Origin of the sequence: Pseudoalteromonas aliena SW19 (genome assembly GCF_014905615.1) — a bacterium.
Taxonomy (GTDB): Bacteria; Pseudomonadota; Gammaproteobacteria; order Enterobacterales; family Alteromonadaceae; genus Pseudoalteromonas; species Pseudoalteromonas aliena.
This window is the reverse complement of record NZ_AQGU01000026.1, coordinates 41,340-56,330: the sequence shown is the minus strand read 5'-3', so window position 1 is coordinate 56,330 and position 14,991 is coordinate 41,340. Positions and strand designations below refer to the sequence as shown.

Sequence of the window (14,991 nt, the reverse complement as noted above, 5' to 3'; positions counted from 1 at the left end):
AAGTGAAAAAGCGTATCTGGTAAGATACGCTTTTTTTACATGTGACAAGGTAAAATACCTTGATCAAAAAGAGATAAACAAATGCTTGAGAAAATCAGAGAAGGTTCGCAAGGACCTGTAGCCAAAATAATTTTAGGCGCGGTGATTTTATCTTTTGCCTTAGCAGGGATAGGCAGTTACCTTGGTCAAACCACGGAACAACCCGTTGCTGAAGTAAATGGAGTTAAAATTAGCCAAACCGACTTTAATCGCGCGTATCAAAATGAGCGCAGCCGACTAGAGCAACAATTTGGTGAATACTTTGCACAAATATCTGCAGATCCAACTTACATGGCGAGAATTCGTCAAGGTGTCATTGACCGTTTAGTACAACAAGAACTGCAAACACAGCTAGCGGCAGAATTGGGTCTTCGCGTAAGCGATGCAAGTATTCGAAAAACAATTTTAGAGTTACCGTACTTTCAAGTAGGCGAGCAGTTTAATAACGACCGTTACTTACAAGTTATTCGTCAAATGAATTTTCAACCAGATGCATTTCGTGAATATCTACGTAAAGATATGACTCGTAGCCAGCTTGTATCAGCAGTCGCAGGTACTGACTTTGCACTAGACAGTGAGCTTAAAAGTGCAATTGCCCTACAACAGCAAACGCGTAGCATTGACTACTTAGTTGTAAACAAAGAAGCATTAGCGGCTGATATCGTAATAACTGATGAGCAAGTATCTGACTACTATGAGCTAAATGCATCGCAGTTTTTGTCGCCAGAGCTTATCTCGGTAAATTATATTGAGCTTAAAGCTGAAGATATCACTGTTGAGTCGGTTACTGAGGATGATGTAAAAGCATACTATGAACAAAATAGAGCACAGTATGTAGAGCCTGAAAAGCGCCGCGTTTCACACATCTTAATTGATAACAGCGAAGATGACGATACAGCAAAGGAAAAAGCGGATACGCTTTTAGCACAGTTAAAAGAAGGTGCAGATTTTGCTGAGCTTGCACAATCATCATCGGATGACATTGTCAGTGCAGAACTTGGCGGAGATCTTGAATGGATCGAACGCGACGTAATGGATCCTGCTTTTGAAGATGCTACATTCGCTCTTAAAAATAAAGGTGAGTTTTCAGATGTTGTTGTTTCAGAGTTTGGTTATCACATAATCAAGTTAACTGATATTCAGACACAACAGGTAAAAGCCTATGATGATGTTAAAGCTGATTTACGTGCAGAACTTGAACAAGCTGAAAAAGTTGACGCATTTTACGAAAAGCAAACAGAAATGGGTGCGCTTGCGTTTGAAATTTCAGACCGTTTAGATGATGCTGCTGAGGCAGCTGGTTTAGAGATTAAATCAACATCACTTTTAGCACTTAATGCATTACCAGAGCCATTAAATAATGCGTCGGTTATAACCGCGTTATCGTCAGTTGATTTACTTGAAGATAAAGTAAACTCTGAGGTTATAGAGCTTGGTAATGAGCATGCCATTGTTGTTCGTGTTAATGAACACAAACCTGCTACGACTAAACCATTAAGCGAAGTAAGTGAGCAAATTAAAACCCGCTTAGTTAACGAACAGTCATCAACACTGGCTAAAAGTAAAGCACGTAGCTTATTTGCAGAAGTGCAAGCAGGTAAGGGCTTAAATGATGTAGCGAGCGAGCAAAGTTTAACTGTTCGCCAAGAAGCGCAGTTAACACGTCAAAGCTACACGGTATCACCTGCGATTGTGACTCAAGCTTTTAAAATGGCTCACCCAGTAGATTCTGCAGTGGTAGACGTTGTTGATTTAAATAACGGTGATGCAGCGATTGTCGCGCTTAAGTCGGTAACTGATGCACAAGTTGCAGCTGATATTGATCCACAAGCCAAGCAAAGCATTACTATGGCGCAAGCAAATAAAAACTACATGGTATTTATTGAAGCGCTTAAAGCGAATGCTGAGCTTAACTTACCAACGGTTACACAATCTGTTGAGTAATTAACTTTAGCTCATAAAGAAAGGCGCTTTTAAAGCGCCTTTTTTATTGTCTTGAATAAAGTTGGTATTAATTACTTCTGGCAATAAACTCAATCCGATTGCCGCTAGGGCGTGTTGACCTTTGTGGATTGAAATTTGTTCAATCTAGGGGCGATTTAATCGCGGCGCGAGGTTTGTAACCTAGTGGGCTAAGTAAAAATCGAGCAACAAAGAGTTAATCGTCCCTAGAAAGAACCCAAAGGGCAGCGCATGTTTGGCATCTATGCTGCGTTATCGCCTATTTATGGGGAATAACCACACTGCATAGGCTCTGCCTTGCCTAAATACCAAACAGTCTGCTGCAAAATCAATCACGAAAGGTCAACACGCCCTAGGCTCTCTTATCATCATATGCTGCGTTGGGCTATTGCCTAAATTCTCTGGTGCAAATTCAATTTTAATATTATTTTGCGTTTTTAAATGATCGTGTAGCTGCGCTAACTTTTCAATACTCTCAACACTGAGTGCTAAGTGGTGTAACCCCACATTTTCTGCTCGATTAAACTCCACACGTTTTTCATCATTTTTAACTCGCCACAATGTAATAGTTATTTTATTGTTTGATAAAAAATAAGCGGGATAGGTTGAATCACTTCCTAGCGTTTTAAAACCAAGTACATCTGCAAAGAATGCTTTTGAAGCATCTAGGTTTGATACGGTTAAACCTAGATGATCGACGCCGCCAACCCAATTTTTAACGTCTTTTGGTGTATCAGCAATAACAGAAGCGGATAGCAGGAGTAGGGGAGAAAGACTAAGTAACCTGAACTCTGGATAATAAATCTATCTCAAGCAGCTATTTTTAGCGCTGACTGCGTTGAATTTACTTGCAATAGGCCCGCTATTGACGCGCAAATTCGCCTTGTTTTCACTGAAAATCTCTGGCTAGAGAAAATAAATTTAAATATCACCATTATTCAATGCGTTAGTTAATCCCTTAACCAGAGTTCAGGTTAAGTAATAACGTTTTTTTAAACATGATACCTCTTGTTAATTAAATGCAGTTAACAATAAGACCTATCTAAATACGGTTATCTCACAAAAAAGGTATAAATCTATAAGCTGCTTTTAGCAGCTCAGTAAACGCTGCGTTACTTTTGACTGCGGGTTTTGAAAAACGACTTCGGTGGCACCGTATTCGACTACTTCGCCTTTGTCGAGCACCACAACGTGGTCGCTAATATGGCGCACTAAACTCAAGTGATGGGTGATCATGATATATGTCAGTCCTGTATCACGTTGTAACTTTAGTAGTAAATTAACTATCTGCGCACGTATAGAAGGGTCTAATGATGATACTGCTTCGTCGAGTACAACAACCTTGGGATCCAAAATTAATGCACGAGCGAGTGCTACACGCTGTAATTGACCTACGCTAAACATATGCGGATAGTAATGTTGATGATCTCTTAATAATCCAACTTTAGACAGTGTGGTATTTATTTTTTCGATGCGCAGCGCCTTATCAAACTCAGTATTATATAAAAGGCAGTCATCAAGCATATCGCCAATGGTTAATCCTGGATTTAGTGACGCCCCTGAGTCTTGAAAAATCATTCGAATATGACGACATTGATCATCGCGAATGCCATTGTCCTCAATAATATTACCTTCTAGTAAAATTTGTCCGCTATCAGCATGATCAGCGCCGGCGAGTAACTTAGCTAGCGTACTTTTACCAGCGCCCGTTTCACCAATTACAGCAAGAGTTTCACCTTTACCTATACAAAACGAAATATTTTTGAGTACTTCAAATTTCTTTCGATTAAATAAGCCAGCCCGTACATTAAATGTTTTAGATAAAGCTTGTACTTTTAATACCGGTTGCATTATCTCATGTCCTTAATAAGTGGAAAGTGACACGCATAACTGTGGCCATTGTGCTTGGTAAGTGGGGGGGTAACAACACATGCTTTTTGTGCTTGTGGACAGCGTGGTCCTAGTCGACAACCTATAGGTAAATGCTGCAACGTAGGAATGCTTCCTTTGAGTGCATAAAAAGGCTCTTTATGAGAGAGGCCTTGCTCGTAATCCGGTAAGCTTTTTAATAAAGCTTGTGTATAAGGGTGGCGAGGCTGGCTAAAAATTTTGTGAGTAGGTCCCGCTTCGACCATTTGTCCGCAATATAAAACATGAATACCATGCGACCAATGTGCAATTTCTTCGAGCTCATGAGAAATCATTAAAATAGACATATTTTTTAATTGATTTAAGCTTTTTAATAACCTAAATACTTGTGCACGCGTGGTACTTTCAAGCGCCGTTGTTGGCTCATCTGCAATAAGCAGCTTTGGCGTTCTGGCTATGGCCATCGCAATCATTACTTTTTGGCACACGCCTTCTGAGAGCTCATGTGGGTAACTATCGAGTACGGCTTCATGATTTTTAATGCCAACTTTATGGATAAGTGCCTTTACCCTATCTTTTCGCTCGCGATTGCGCTTTAAGAAAAATCCTTTGCTTGCGACTTCCGGTAATGTTTCAGCTATTTGATCGAATATTTTTGCGGTTGGATCAAGACTGCGACTTGGATCTTGGTAAATCATCGCAATATCTTGGCTCACTGTTTTACGACGTTGTTCGGGTGTTAAGCGCATTAAATCAACACCCCGCCAGTGAATTCTATCTGCGGTGATGTCCCAGCGTTCGTTTAAAACACCGACAATGGCTTTTGCTATTAAGCTCTTGCCAGAGCCAGACTCACCTACAAGTGCGTGTACCTCACCTTCTTTTAAACTAAAGCTGACTCTGTCTACGGCTCTAATTACCGTTTCCGAGGTGCGTAGCTCAATAGTTAGGTTTCGAACATCTAGTAATTGCATTTAATCAGCCTTACGTTCTTTTAACACCTGTCGCAGTCCGTCGCCCACCAAATTGGTTGATAGTACCGCTAAAAATAATAATACGCCTGGTAACGCAACAGTCCAAGGCGCTAAATAAATCAGGCCAAGGTTTTCGGCTAAAATTGCACCCCACTCTGTGGTGGGAGGTTGAGCGCCTAATTTTAAAAAGCCCAGTGCTGAAATATCTAATATTGCGGTCGATAGCGCCATGGTAAAAATAACTACAATATGTTCGTAAATATTGGGAAATATACCGCGCGATATTATATGCCAGTTAGATGCACCATCAAGCTTAAAAGCAGTAATGTAATCTTTATTTAATTCATCAACAATGAGGCTTTTTATTGAATGAATAAATTGCGGTAGCAGAGCTAAAATAATAGCCCACACAGTGTTCATTAGACCAGGCCCAAGTACCGCAATAATAATAATCGCTAATAATAAAGAAGGAATAGACAGTGTTATATCAAGTAAATGATTTAAAAAACTTGATCGTAGCCCACGGCTAATGCCAGCAAAAGTGCCCACCAGAACACCGATAATAGTAGTAAGGAGCGCCGCTACAACCGACAGTCCGAACGTATAAGTTGCGCCATTCATTAAGCGCGAAAGTACATCTCTACCTAAATCATCGGTACCTAAAATAAAACGTACATCGCCCATTTCGCGCCATGACGGTGGAATAAGCAGTGCATCACTATGCTGTTGGTTTACGCCATAAGGCGCTAAAAATGGTGCGCTGGCGGCAAGCAAAGCAAAGGCTAAAAATATCCACAAACCAACTAATGCAGGGTGGTTATTTTTAAACTTTCGCCAAAATCGCGCCAGTGGCGATGTATTCGACTCTTCAGAAAATAAATTAAACTTTGCCATGGGCTTGGTTCCGTGAAATTGGGTCGAATAGGGTGTAAGTAAGTTCGGTAATAATAGTGGCTAAAATAACAAACAACGACACGGCCATTAACCCACCTTGAATCGCGGGAAAGTCGCGCTGATAAATACTATCGATTAACCAACGACCAACACCAGGCCATGAGAATATAACCTCTGTTATCATGGCAAGTGTGATAAGCGTACTAAACTGCAAACCAATTTGTTTAATGACCGGCAGCAATGCATTACGCAGTGCATGGTGCATTATAAGTTGTCTGCGATTAAGCCCTTTTGCTCTGGCTGTTTTTATAAAGTTTTGGTCCATTACCTTGAGCATTGATTCCCGTGTAAAACGTATCAAAACGGTGGTTGGATACATAGCGAGTACAATAGTTGGCAATGTTAAATGGCGCAGAGCATCTAAAAATGCCATTCCTCGATAAGGAAAGTTGCCTAATGCAATATCAATTAAAATAAAGCCAGTTACCGATGGGATTTCGTAAAGTAAGCCCATTCTCCCGGACATAGGAAACCAACCTAGTTTTAATGAAAATACCATAATGAGTAACAGAGCTAACCAAAAAACAGGCATTGAATACCCAACAATGGCGCTAGAGTTAATGAGCTTATCTGGCCAACGCTTATAATAAACAGAAGCTAAAATACCAACGGGTACGCCTACTATAACCGATACAATAAGTGCATAAATACTCAGCTCTAATGTAGCGGGTAATAAAGCAATAATATGCGTAAATACATTTTGCCCAGAGGCAAACGACACGCCCCAATCACCTTGTAAAATGCGTCCTAAAAAGGCGATATATTGCATAAAGTAATTACGGTTATACAAGTATTTATCTTCAAGTGCACTGTGCTGAGCAAAGTTATTACTCGGTATGCCACTTAAGTTACTGAGTGGATCTCCAGGAAATAAATAAGCAAGTGAGAAGGTAAAAACACTGAGCATAAATACCATAAAGACAAACAAGCCAAAGCGTCGAAAAATATAATCTAGAATCATTATTTTTTCCTTGCATTAGCTAATGAAATAGCACCAAACGGGCCCAATGTTATACCTTCTACATCGGCGCTACTTGCTTGAAAACGCAAGCCATGAGCAAGAGGTAATAGTGGGAGTTCATCTATAATCATGTTTTGTGCTTGTACGTAGTATTTTTTACGTAGATTGAGATCTGTGGTGTCGAGAGCTTGAGTAAGCAGCAAATCAAATTTAGGATTGCACCAATTAGCTGGGTTTTTACCGCTAAAAGTGGCGGAGCAACTTAGTAATGGACTAAAAAAATTATCCGGATCGGGTGTATCTGCGGCCCATCCGAGTAAAACACTGTCGTGGCGATGCTCGCCAATGCGTTGTATAAATGTATTCCATTCGTACTCTACAATACTCACATTAACACCAATTTTGCGTAAATCACTTTGCATAAGCTCAGCCATTTTACGTGCATTAGGGTTATAAATTCGACTTACTGGCATTGCCCAAATATTCATATCAAATCCATTTGGTAAGCCAGCTTCAATCAATAATTTTTTAGCAAGCTCGGGATCAAACGTAGGCATATTTTTTTGTGACTCGAACGCCCATGATGTTGGCGGTAAGATTGATTGTGCACGCGTGCCGTTACCGTAATACACCGCTTGCATTATTTTATCTATGTCTATGGCATGAGCCAGTGCTTGGCGTACCTTTATATTGTCAAATGGAGCACGTTCGGTATTAAAGGCCCAGTAACCCACATTTAAATAGGTTTCTTTTTCAATATTTATATCATCACGCTGGGCTAAAATACTCAGCTGGGCACTGCTTGGATGAGCCGTTACATCACATTCTTTAGTCAATATTTTTGCAATACGTGCAGCCCCATTTGGTGTTATATCGTAAACCAACTGCTCTAGTGCCACATCGTGTTTCCAGTACAGCGGGTTTCTATAAAAACGCACCAGATGATCGCGACGATATTCTTTATAAATATAAGGGCCGGTGCCAACAGGGTATTGATCGAATAAATTGGTTTGCTCATTTGCTTTTAACTTCATTGCATATTCTTGCGAGAGCACAACCGCAAAGTCGGTTGCTATATTGGCTAAAAAGCTACTTTCAGCATTAAATAGCTCAAATCGAACTTGATAGTCAGATACTCTAACAATGTTTTGAATAAGCTGGTCAAGGCCTACGCTCTGAAAATACGGATAATTAGCTTCGCCTACAAAATGGTAAGGATTATAAACATCAAACAGTCGACTAAACGTAAAAATAACGTCATCAGCATTAAAGTCACGAGTGGGAGTAAAGTAAGATGTGGTGTGAAATTTTACGCCCTTGCGTAACGTAAACATGATTGATTTACCATCTTTACTGATTTTCCAGTCGGTAGCTAACTCGCTTTGAAACTCTGCTGTAACAGGGTCAATACTAATTAAGCGGTCGTATAACTGGTTGGCAATTATATCAATAGTGGAACCCGTAGTGGTCACTTGCGGATTAAACGACACAGGATTGGCTTCAGCGCAATAAACTAAGCCTTGGTTTTTTTCTTCGATGACTTCTTCTTTACTATCTATGCAACCAACTAATGTAGCCGCTAGCAAAACAAGTAATAATTTATGCACCCGCATAACCTCTACTATTGTTGATCCAACAAGTTGTATTTTTTAAGATAACCACGTAATTGATGATACGTTAAACCAAGTACTTCTGCAGTTTTCTTTTGATTAAATTGGCTATGCTCGAGCGCTTTATTAATCATATTTATTTCAAAATCGTTTGAGCGCTCTTTGAGACTACACGGAAATTGAATATCAACGGCTATATCAGTGCTCGCTTGAGTAATAGGTGGAGCAATAACAATAGGATCTGCGTTGACGGCTTGAATCGCTAGTGGCGCTTTAACACGCGCTTTTGGCCTAAAAGGGCTGTCAAATGGGTCTAAAATAATCTGGTGAACGGGAATATGTTCACTGCCATGGCGATACAAACTACGCTCAACAACATTTTTAAGCTCACGAATATTACCAGGCCAATCATAGCTAAGGAGTGTGTCGGTCGCGCTGCGAGTAAAGCCGCTAAATAACGCCCATTCTAAATCGCGTGCCATATTCATCGCAAACTGTTCAGCAAGAAGCATAATATCGTCTTGGCGTTCGCGCAGCGGCGGTAGGGTAATTACGTCAAATGCGAGGCGATCGAGTAAATCACTTCTAAATTCACCTTGCTCGGCTAAATAAGGTAGGTCCTCGTTTGTCGCGCACACTAAGCGTGTATCTACTTTTACGGTTTGTTTGCCGCCAACACGTTCAAACTCACCATACTCAATAACACGTAGCAATTTTTCTTGTACCATAGCGGAAGTATTGGCTAGTTCATCTAAAAATAACGTCCCGCTATTTGCGCGTTCAAAACGACCCTCATGACGTTTACTTGCCCCCGTGAACGCACCGCTTTCATGGCCAAATAATTCACTTTCGAGTAGGTTTTCGTTAAGCGCTGCACAGTTGAGCTTTACGTAGTTTTGCTCCCAACGCTTAGATAAAAAATGTAAGCGTGCTGCTATTAGCTCCTTACCTGTGCCGCGTTCACCAATAATAAGCACCGGCTTATCTAAATTAGCTAGCTGCGATACCTGATCTAATACAGATAAAAAGCTATCTGATTGGCCGAGTAAATTATCCTGTTGGCGATATTGGCTCATATTTCCTAACTCTTGGTCATTTTTACTAACAGTTAGTGTATTTCATAATCGGGGAGAACTAAAGAAATTTGTATATATAGTTTAACTTAATGAAAATAAAGTGTATTTTATCTTTTAAAAAGTTGGCAAGTATATTGATACTAGTTATAGCAGACTAACTACGTTTTAATTACAGAGGTAAATGTTATGGGAATTTTTTCACGTTTTGCAGATATTGTTAACTCTAATATCAACGCCATTTTAGATAAAGCAGAAGACCCAGAAAAAATGGTTCGTCTGATTATTCAAGAAATGGAGGATACGCTTGTAGAAGTGCGTTCTACTTCAGCTAAAACACTAGCTGAGAAAAAAGAAATTGTACGTCGTGTAGACACTTTAAAAGCGCAAGTAACCGATTGGCAAGAGAAAGCAGAACTTGCGTTAAGTAAAGATCGCGACGATTTAGCGCGCTCAGCATTACTTGAAAAACAAAAGTCGGCTGATGCCGTTGCTACAGTAACAAGTGAACTTGAACATGTAGAGTCTCACATAGAGAAACTTCAACAAGAAGTAACGACACTACAAGAAAAGCTAGCAGATGCTAAATCTCGTCAAAAAGCCATTATACTTCGTCAACGTTCGGCTGAGTCGCGCCTTGAAGTGAAAAAAGCACTTGATAGCTCAAAAGTAGAAGATGCACTTAATCGCTTTGAACGTTACGAAACTAAAATTGATGGGCTAGAATCTCAAATTGAGTCTTACGATTTAGGTAAAAAGACGTTAGCGGACGAAATTGCTAATCTACAAAAAAATGAAAAAATAGATGATGAGCTCGCCGAACTTAAAAAGAAGCTAGCTGATAAATAATTGCATATAAAAATACATGGGGCCCATGTGCCCCACTGCTTAAAAACATCAAAACGGATTGTTAGGAGAGGGTTATGTTTGATCCAGAGATATTAGTTGCACCATTTATCTTGTTTATGATTTTTGTTGCACCGCTGTGGTTAATTTTACACTACCGTAGCAAAAAACAAGTCAGTCAAGGGTTGAGTGAGCACGAACATCGTCAGTTACTGGAACTTGCACAAAAGGCCGAAAAAATGGCTGACAGAGTAGAAACGTTAGAAGCACTACTTGATCAAGAGTCACCACAATGGAGACGTAAAGTATGAGTACCAAACGCGAATTATTAAGAGACCCACAGCGCGGTAAAATAGCGGGTGTATGTGCGGGATTAAGTGACTACTTTAATATGGAATTATGGTTAGTTCGCATTATATTTGTTAGTGCGGTACTGCTAACGGGTGGTCCATTATTTGTGGTAGCGTATATTGCTGCTTGGTTTATTTTGGATAAAAAAGAGCCAACTACAGCTAATAATACAAGCTCTGCTAAACATGGTGATCCACTAGAAGTAAAATTTAAAGTATGGCAAAAAGGCGAGCCACCGCGCCGTGCTTTGCAAGATTTAAAAGAGCGTTTAACGCGCGTAGATACTCGCCTTCAAGATATGGAGCGCCATGTTACTTCAAGCGAGTTTACGGTGAGCCGTGAAATTAACAAACTTTAAAGGATTTAATAGCACCTTATTTGCAGCGTGATAAATTACGGCAAATTAGGTGCAAGACACTTTATGAGCCAATCATTTGCAAAAAAGACCTTTAAAAGCATTAAAGGCAAAGCACAAAAAGCCCTTCATCGTAGTTTAGATCAGCACGTAAAGCTGGCCGTAACGGGCCTAAGTGGCAGCGGTAAAACAGCGTTTATTACCGCGCTTGTTAAACACTTAACAACCCAAGCGGACGATAAAAATTTACCTTTTTTTGATGTAATGCGTGAGCATCGCCACGTTGCCACTAAAGTTGTGCCACAAGAAGCGTTAAAAGTCCCTACATTTAATTATACCCGCGCGTTAAATTCATTATTACCCAGCGATGGCGATCCCTCATGGCCTGCATCAACCGAGCGTATTAATACACTACGCTTGGCAATAAAGTACCAAAGTAATGCGGGGCTGCGTGGGCACTTTTCGCCGCAATCAACGCTTTATTTAGATATTATTGACTACCCGGGTGAATGGCTCCTTGATTTACCTATGCTTGAGCAAAGCTATTCTCAATGGTGCGAGCAGCAATATCCGTTATTAACTCAGCCTTCGCGCGTAAACGCATCAAGTGATTTTTTAATGGCCGTTGAGCAACTTGACTTAAACGCACCTGTAGATGAAAACGCACTTGCTCATATTGCTCAGCTTTATCAAAGCATGTTGGTAGGGCTTAAAAAAGACACTAAACTTGCCATGCTACAACCTGGGCGAATGCTTATGCCAGGTGATTTACAAGGCGCGCCATTGTTATTGTTTTTTCCGGTATCGGGTGAGATAAATAGTGACGATGTTGTTGCAGGTTCTAATTTAGCGCATTTAATTAAACGCTTTAACGCCTATATTAAAGAAGTTGTAAAACCATTTTATAATGAGCATTTTAGGCACTTTGATCGACAAATTGTACTTGTAGATGTACTTAGTGCATTAAACGAAGGACATGAAACCCTGCAAGAACAAAGCAGTGTAATAAATCAATTACTCGCGCACTTTAATTATGGCGAATCAGGCTTTTTTAAACGTTTATTTAAACCAAACATAGACAAAATATTGTTTGCAGCTAATAAGTCGGACCATATAAGTGCAAAGTACCATAAAGACTTAGCACTGCTACTTGATTCGCTCGTGCATGAGCAAAGTAATCATTTAAAGTTTGATGGCGTACAAATAGAAACCATGGCAATGTCGTCAATTGCAGCCACGCAGCCACGCCAAATTACCGACAAAGGCCAAACGCTTGATTGCATTTATGGCAAATCGTTAAACGAGCCTGATTGGCTTACGTATTTACCACCGCAACCACCCACGCGAATGCTCAATAAACGTGAGTGGCCAGCACAAGGGTTTGAGTTTTTATCATTCTCGCCAATGCCGAGCCCTGATAAACAACTAAAACACATTCGATTAGATCATGTCATGCAGTACCTGCTAGGAGACAAATTAACATGAGTGAGTCAAACCAACAGTTTCAAGCAGGGCGTCGTATAGATACGCAAAGCACTGAGCAAAAGGAGCCCGTTTTAGCACCTGCAAAAATTATTCAGCGCGGGCAAAGTGATTACGAAGAACTTGAAGATGAAGCACTAGAGCCAGCAATAGATTTGGAACCTGTGTATAAAAAGTCAAAGTGGCAAACGCTTAAAGGTGTTTTTGCTATTAGTTTTATAGTACTGGTGCTTTTAGAGTTTGCGTACTCGTTAGTATTTGCTTTCGAGCAGTCAATTATTTTAGGGAGTATTTATTTAACTGCGGTTGTAAGTGGCGTGCTGCTAATAGGGCGCTTATTGTGGCGAGAGTATCGAATGCTGCGCAGTTTAAAGCGTAACCAACTACACCGAGTTGAAGCCGACAGGCTTTTAAACAGCGAGCAAGTAGGTGGTGCACTCCCTTGGCTTGAAAAGCTTAATAAGCATCAGCAACTCGATAATTTTGAAACTTTTAAAAACCAAGTAGCGATGCATCACAGCGACAAAGAAATAATGACGCTGTATGCCAATAGTCTATTAATAACTCAAGATACCAAAGCCAAAAAGCTTATAAATCGTTTTGCGACTGAATCTGCACTGCTAGTTGCTCTAAGCCCACTTGCGCTGGTGGATATGATGGCCGTGCTTTGGCGCGGGACTAAATTAATAGAACAAATTGGTAAAATTTATGGCATTGGTTTTGGCTACGCGAGCCGTATAAAGTTATACCGTATGCTAATAAGGCAGGTGATGTTTGTTGGCAGTGCTGAGCTTGTATCTGACCTTGCAGCTACGGCACTGAGCGCAGAGCTACTAGGTAAACTTTCGGGTCGGGCTGCGCAGGGCGTAAGCGCCGGTATTTTTACTGCGCGTATTGGTTACAAAGCAATGGAGCTTAGTCGCCCATTACCGCGGCTTGAAAATAAGCGCAGCTTGTTAAAAGGCACTGTGCAAAGCATCGGAAGTAAAATTATGGGCCGTAAAAAGGCTGAACCAACACATTAGATTAGCAGTGGCAATATTTGTGTACAAACGTGCGCTGCACGGTTTTTACACAAATAGCCATCTGAGCATCCGGCATGCTTGCTGTTTGTAAGCGCATACGTTTTGATTGTTGAATCGCAAAAACATAATAATCAAAAAATGAGCCTACAATGAGCAAGCATCATATAAACACCCAATGTATTCACGGACCACAAAAAGCAAACGATCCTCACGGCGCACTCACTTCTCCTTTGTATCAAACCTCTACTTTTCATTTTGAAAATGCCGCACAAGGTGCAGCGCGTTTTGCAGGCGACGAACCAGGCTATATTTATACGCGTCTAGGAAACCCTACAACCACAGAGCTTGAGCAGAAAGTTGCCCAACTAGAGGGGTGTGAAGCAGCTGCGGCAACTGCCACGGGTATGGGCGCTGTGTCCGCTTCAGTACTGAGCTTTTTATCGCAGGGAGATCACCTTGTTGCCTCAAGTGCTTTATATGGTTGTACCTTTGCGTTTTTCTCGCACATGTTGCCGCGCTGGGGAATTGAAGTCACCTTTGTTGATATGACCAACGAGGACGAACTACGCGCTGCCATCAAACCTAATTCAAAAATGATATTTGTAGAAACGCCAATCAACCCCACTATGGCGGTTATTGATTTGGCACTCATTGGCGCAGTTGCTAAAGAGCACAGTTTAATTAGTGTGGTCGACAACACCTTTTTAACGCCGTTACTGCAATCGCCTAAAAAATACGGTATCGACATTATAATGCATAGTGCGACCAAGTACTTAAACGGCCACGGAGACGTAGTCGCCGGTATTGTATGTGGATCGCTTGAGCACATAACACACATTAAAATGACGGTACTAAAAGACATTGGTGCAACCATAAGCCCGCACGATGCATGGCTAATTAATCGAGGTCTAAAAACACTCGCCATTAGAATAGAGCGCCATTGTCAAAGCGCACAAACAATAGCCGAATATCTAGACGCGCACCCACAAGTAAGCACCGTATATTACCCAGGGCTTAAATCGCACCCAGGTTATAAGTTTATTGGTAACCAAATGAAAGCCGCTGGTGGTGTTATTGCATTTGAAATAAAAGGCACGCTACAAGATGGCGCACAATTTATTGATAGTATGAAACTTTGTACACTTGCAGTAAGCCTCGGCGACGCTGAAACACTGATTCAGCATCCTGCATCTATGACTCACTCGCCTTATACGCCAGAGGAGCGAGCCGCTGCTGGAATAAGTGATGGGCTGATCAGACTCTCGGTTGGGCTTGAAGATGTTAACGACATTATTAGTGATTTAGACCAAGCTTTTACTAAAATTGGTTAGGCGTATTTAATTGTGTACATGTAAAGGTAAGCTGCAGGCCTTTATTTAAAGGTCTGTATTTTTAATGTGCCAAAGGTGTAATTTTAACTTTACGATTTAAGTGATCGCGACAAATACTGATGTTAGCCTATCTATTAAACTTTTCTTCACTTTTGCATA

At 40.8% G+C, this 14,991-nt stretch carries 14 protein-coding genes; 7 read left to right on the top strand and 7 right to left on the bottom strand.

The window, feature by feature from the left end:
* The first annotated feature begins 81 nt into the window (after positions 1-81).
* Complete coding sequence (locus PALI_RS11530; protein ID WP_193155950.1) at positions 82-1,983, top strand: SurA N-terminal domain-containing protein; 1,902 nt, start codon at positions 82-84, stop codon at positions 1,981-1,983.
* Between the two features lie 360 nt (positions 1,984-2,343).
* On the opposite strand, the gene PALI_RS11525 is transcribed toward PALI_RS11530, so the two are convergent.
* The 7 genes from PALI_RS11525 to pspF all read right to left on the bottom strand — a co-directional run bounded on the left by PALI_RS11525 (position 2,344) and on the right by pspF (position 9,445).
* Positions 2,344-2,805: a VOC family protein gene (locus tag PALI_RS11525; RefSeq protein ID WP_193156148.1), complete on the bottom strand. Its 462-nt coding sequence runs from the start codon at positions 2,803-2,805 to the stop codon at positions 2,344-2,346.
* A gap of 285 nt (positions 2,806-3,090) precedes the next feature.
* Positions 3,091-3,852: an ATP-binding cassette domain-containing protein gene (locus PALI_RS11520; RefSeq protein WP_077537401.1), complete on the bottom strand. Its 762-nt coding sequence runs from the start codon at positions 3,850-3,852 to the stop codon at positions 3,091-3,093.
* Positions 3,852-4,844, bottom strand: a complete 993-nt coding sequence (locus tag PALI_RS11515; RefSeq protein WP_077537402.1) for a peptide ABC transporter ATP-binding protein — start codon at positions 4,842-4,844, stop codon at positions 3,852-3,854. Before PALI_RS11515 ends, PALI_RS11520 begins: the two co-directional genes overlap by 1 nt.
* Positions 4,845-5,738: an ABC transporter permease subunit gene (locus PALI_RS11510; protein ID WP_024612314.1), complete on the bottom strand. Its 894-nt coding sequence runs from the start codon at positions 5,736-5,738 to the stop codon at positions 4,845-4,847. It abuts the gene before it with no gap.
* Entirely contained in the window at positions 5,725-6,759 is a 1,035-nt protein-coding gene (locus PALI_RS11505) for an ABC transporter permease (RefSeq protein ID WP_193155949.1), read from the bottom strand. Before PALI_RS11505 ends, PALI_RS11510 begins: the two co-directional genes overlap by 14 nt.
* Positions 6,759-8,366 (bottom strand): ABC transporter substrate-binding protein, encoded by a 1,608-nt coding sequence (locus tag PALI_RS11500; RefSeq protein ID WP_193155948.1) that lies wholly within the window; start codon positions 8,364-8,366, stop codon positions 6,759-6,761. Before PALI_RS11500 ends, PALI_RS11505 begins: the two co-directional genes overlap by 1 nt.
* Before the next feature lie 14 nt (positions 8,367-8,380).
* A complete protein-coding gene (pspF, locus tag PALI_RS11495; protein WP_193155947.1) occupies positions 8,381-9,445 on the bottom strand; it encodes a phage shock protein operon transcriptional activator in 1,065 nt (354 codons plus the stop codon).
* A 186-nt stretch (positions 9,446-9,631) separates the two neighbouring features.
* Here pspF and pspA point away from each other — a divergent pair, with 186 nt between their 5' ends.
* The 6 genes from pspA (at position 9,632) to megL (ending at position 14,832) form a co-directional block, all read left to right on the top strand.
* Positions 9,632-10,291, top strand: a complete 660-nt coding sequence (gene pspA / locus PALI_RS11490; RefSeq protein WP_077537406.1) for a phage shock protein PspA — start codon at positions 9,632-9,634, stop codon at positions 10,289-10,291.
* Positions 10,292-10,365: 74 nt separating this feature from the next.
* Positions 10,366-10,599, top strand: a complete 234-nt coding sequence (gene pspB / locus PALI_RS11485) for an envelope stress response membrane protein PspB (protein WP_011328706.1) — start codon at positions 10,366-10,368, stop codon at positions 10,597-10,599.
* Complete coding sequence (pspC, locus tag PALI_RS11480; RefSeq protein WP_077537407.1) at positions 10,596-10,997, top strand: envelope stress response membrane protein PspC; 402 nt, start codon at positions 10,596-10,598, stop codon at positions 10,995-10,997. The genes pspB and pspC overlap by 4 nt, the downstream gene beginning before the upstream one ends.
* Before the next feature lie 63 nt (positions 10,998-11,060).
* The gene (locus PALI_RS11475; RefSeq protein WP_193155946.1) at positions 11,061-12,479 is read left to right on the top strand and encodes a YcjX family GTP-binding protein; all 1,419 of its coding nucleotides are present in this window, start codon (positions 11,061-11,063) and stop codon (positions 12,477-12,479) included.
* Positions 12,476-13,501 (top strand): TIGR01620 family protein, encoded by a 1,026-nt coding sequence (locus PALI_RS11470; protein ID WP_193155945.1) that lies wholly within the window; start codon positions 12,476-12,478, stop codon positions 13,499-13,501. Before PALI_RS11475 ends, PALI_RS11470 begins: the two co-directional genes overlap by 4 nt.
* A gap of 149 nt (positions 13,502-13,650) precedes the next feature.
* The gene (gene megL, locus PALI_RS11465; RefSeq protein WP_193155944.1) at positions 13,651-14,832 is read left to right on the top strand and encodes a methionine gamma-lyase; all 1,182 of its coding nucleotides are present in this window, start codon (positions 13,651-13,653) and stop codon (positions 14,830-14,832) included.
* Positions 14,833-14,991 lie beyond the last annotated feature (159 nt).

Excerpts from the sequence above, each read along its gene's own strand:
- pspB (WP_011328706.1), top strand. The coding sequence starts at position 10,366 with ATGTTTGATCCAGAGATATTAGTTGCACCATTTATCTTGTTTATGATT.
- PALI_RS11530 (WP_193155950.1), top strand. The coding sequence starts at position 82 with ATGCTTGAGAAAATCAGAGAAGGTTCGCAAGGACCTGTAGCCAAAATA.
- pspA (WP_077537406.1), top strand. The coding sequence starts at position 9,632 with ATGGGAATTTTTTCACGTTTTGCAGATATTGTTAACTCTAATATCAAC.
- PALI_RS11510 (WP_024612314.1), bottom strand. The coding sequence starts at position 5,738 with ATGGCAAAGTTTAATTTATTTTCTGAAGAGTCGAATACATCGCCACTG.
- pspC (WP_077537407.1), top strand. The coding sequence starts at position 10,596 with ATGAGTACCAAACGCGAATTATTAAGAGACCCACAGCGCGGTAAAATA.
- megL (WP_193155944.1), top strand. The coding sequence starts at position 13,651 with ATGAGCAAGCATCATATAAACACCCAATGTATTCACGGACCACAAAAA.
- pspF (WP_193155947.1), bottom strand. The coding sequence starts at position 9,445 with ATGAGCCAATATCGCCAACAGGATAATTTACTCGGCCAATCAGATAGC.
- PALI_RS11520 (WP_077537401.1), bottom strand. The coding sequence starts at position 3,852 with ATGCAACCGGTATTAAAAGTACAAGCTTTATCTAAAACATTTAATGTA.
- PALI_RS11475 (WP_193155946.1), top strand. The coding sequence starts at position 11,061 with ATGAGCCAATCATTTGCAAAAAAGACCTTTAAAAGCATTAAAGGCAAA.
- PALI_RS11470 (WP_193155945.1), top strand. The coding sequence starts at position 12,476 with ATGAGTGAGTCAAACCAACAGTTTCAAGCAGGGCGTCGTATAGATACG.
- PALI_RS11505 (WP_193155949.1), bottom strand. The coding sequence starts at position 6,759 with ATGATTCTAGATTATATTTTTCGACGCTTTGGCTTGTTTGTCTTTATG.
- PALI_RS11515 (WP_077537402.1), bottom strand. The coding sequence starts at position 4,844 with ATGCAATTACTAGATGTTCGAAACCTAACTATTGAGCTACGCACCTCG.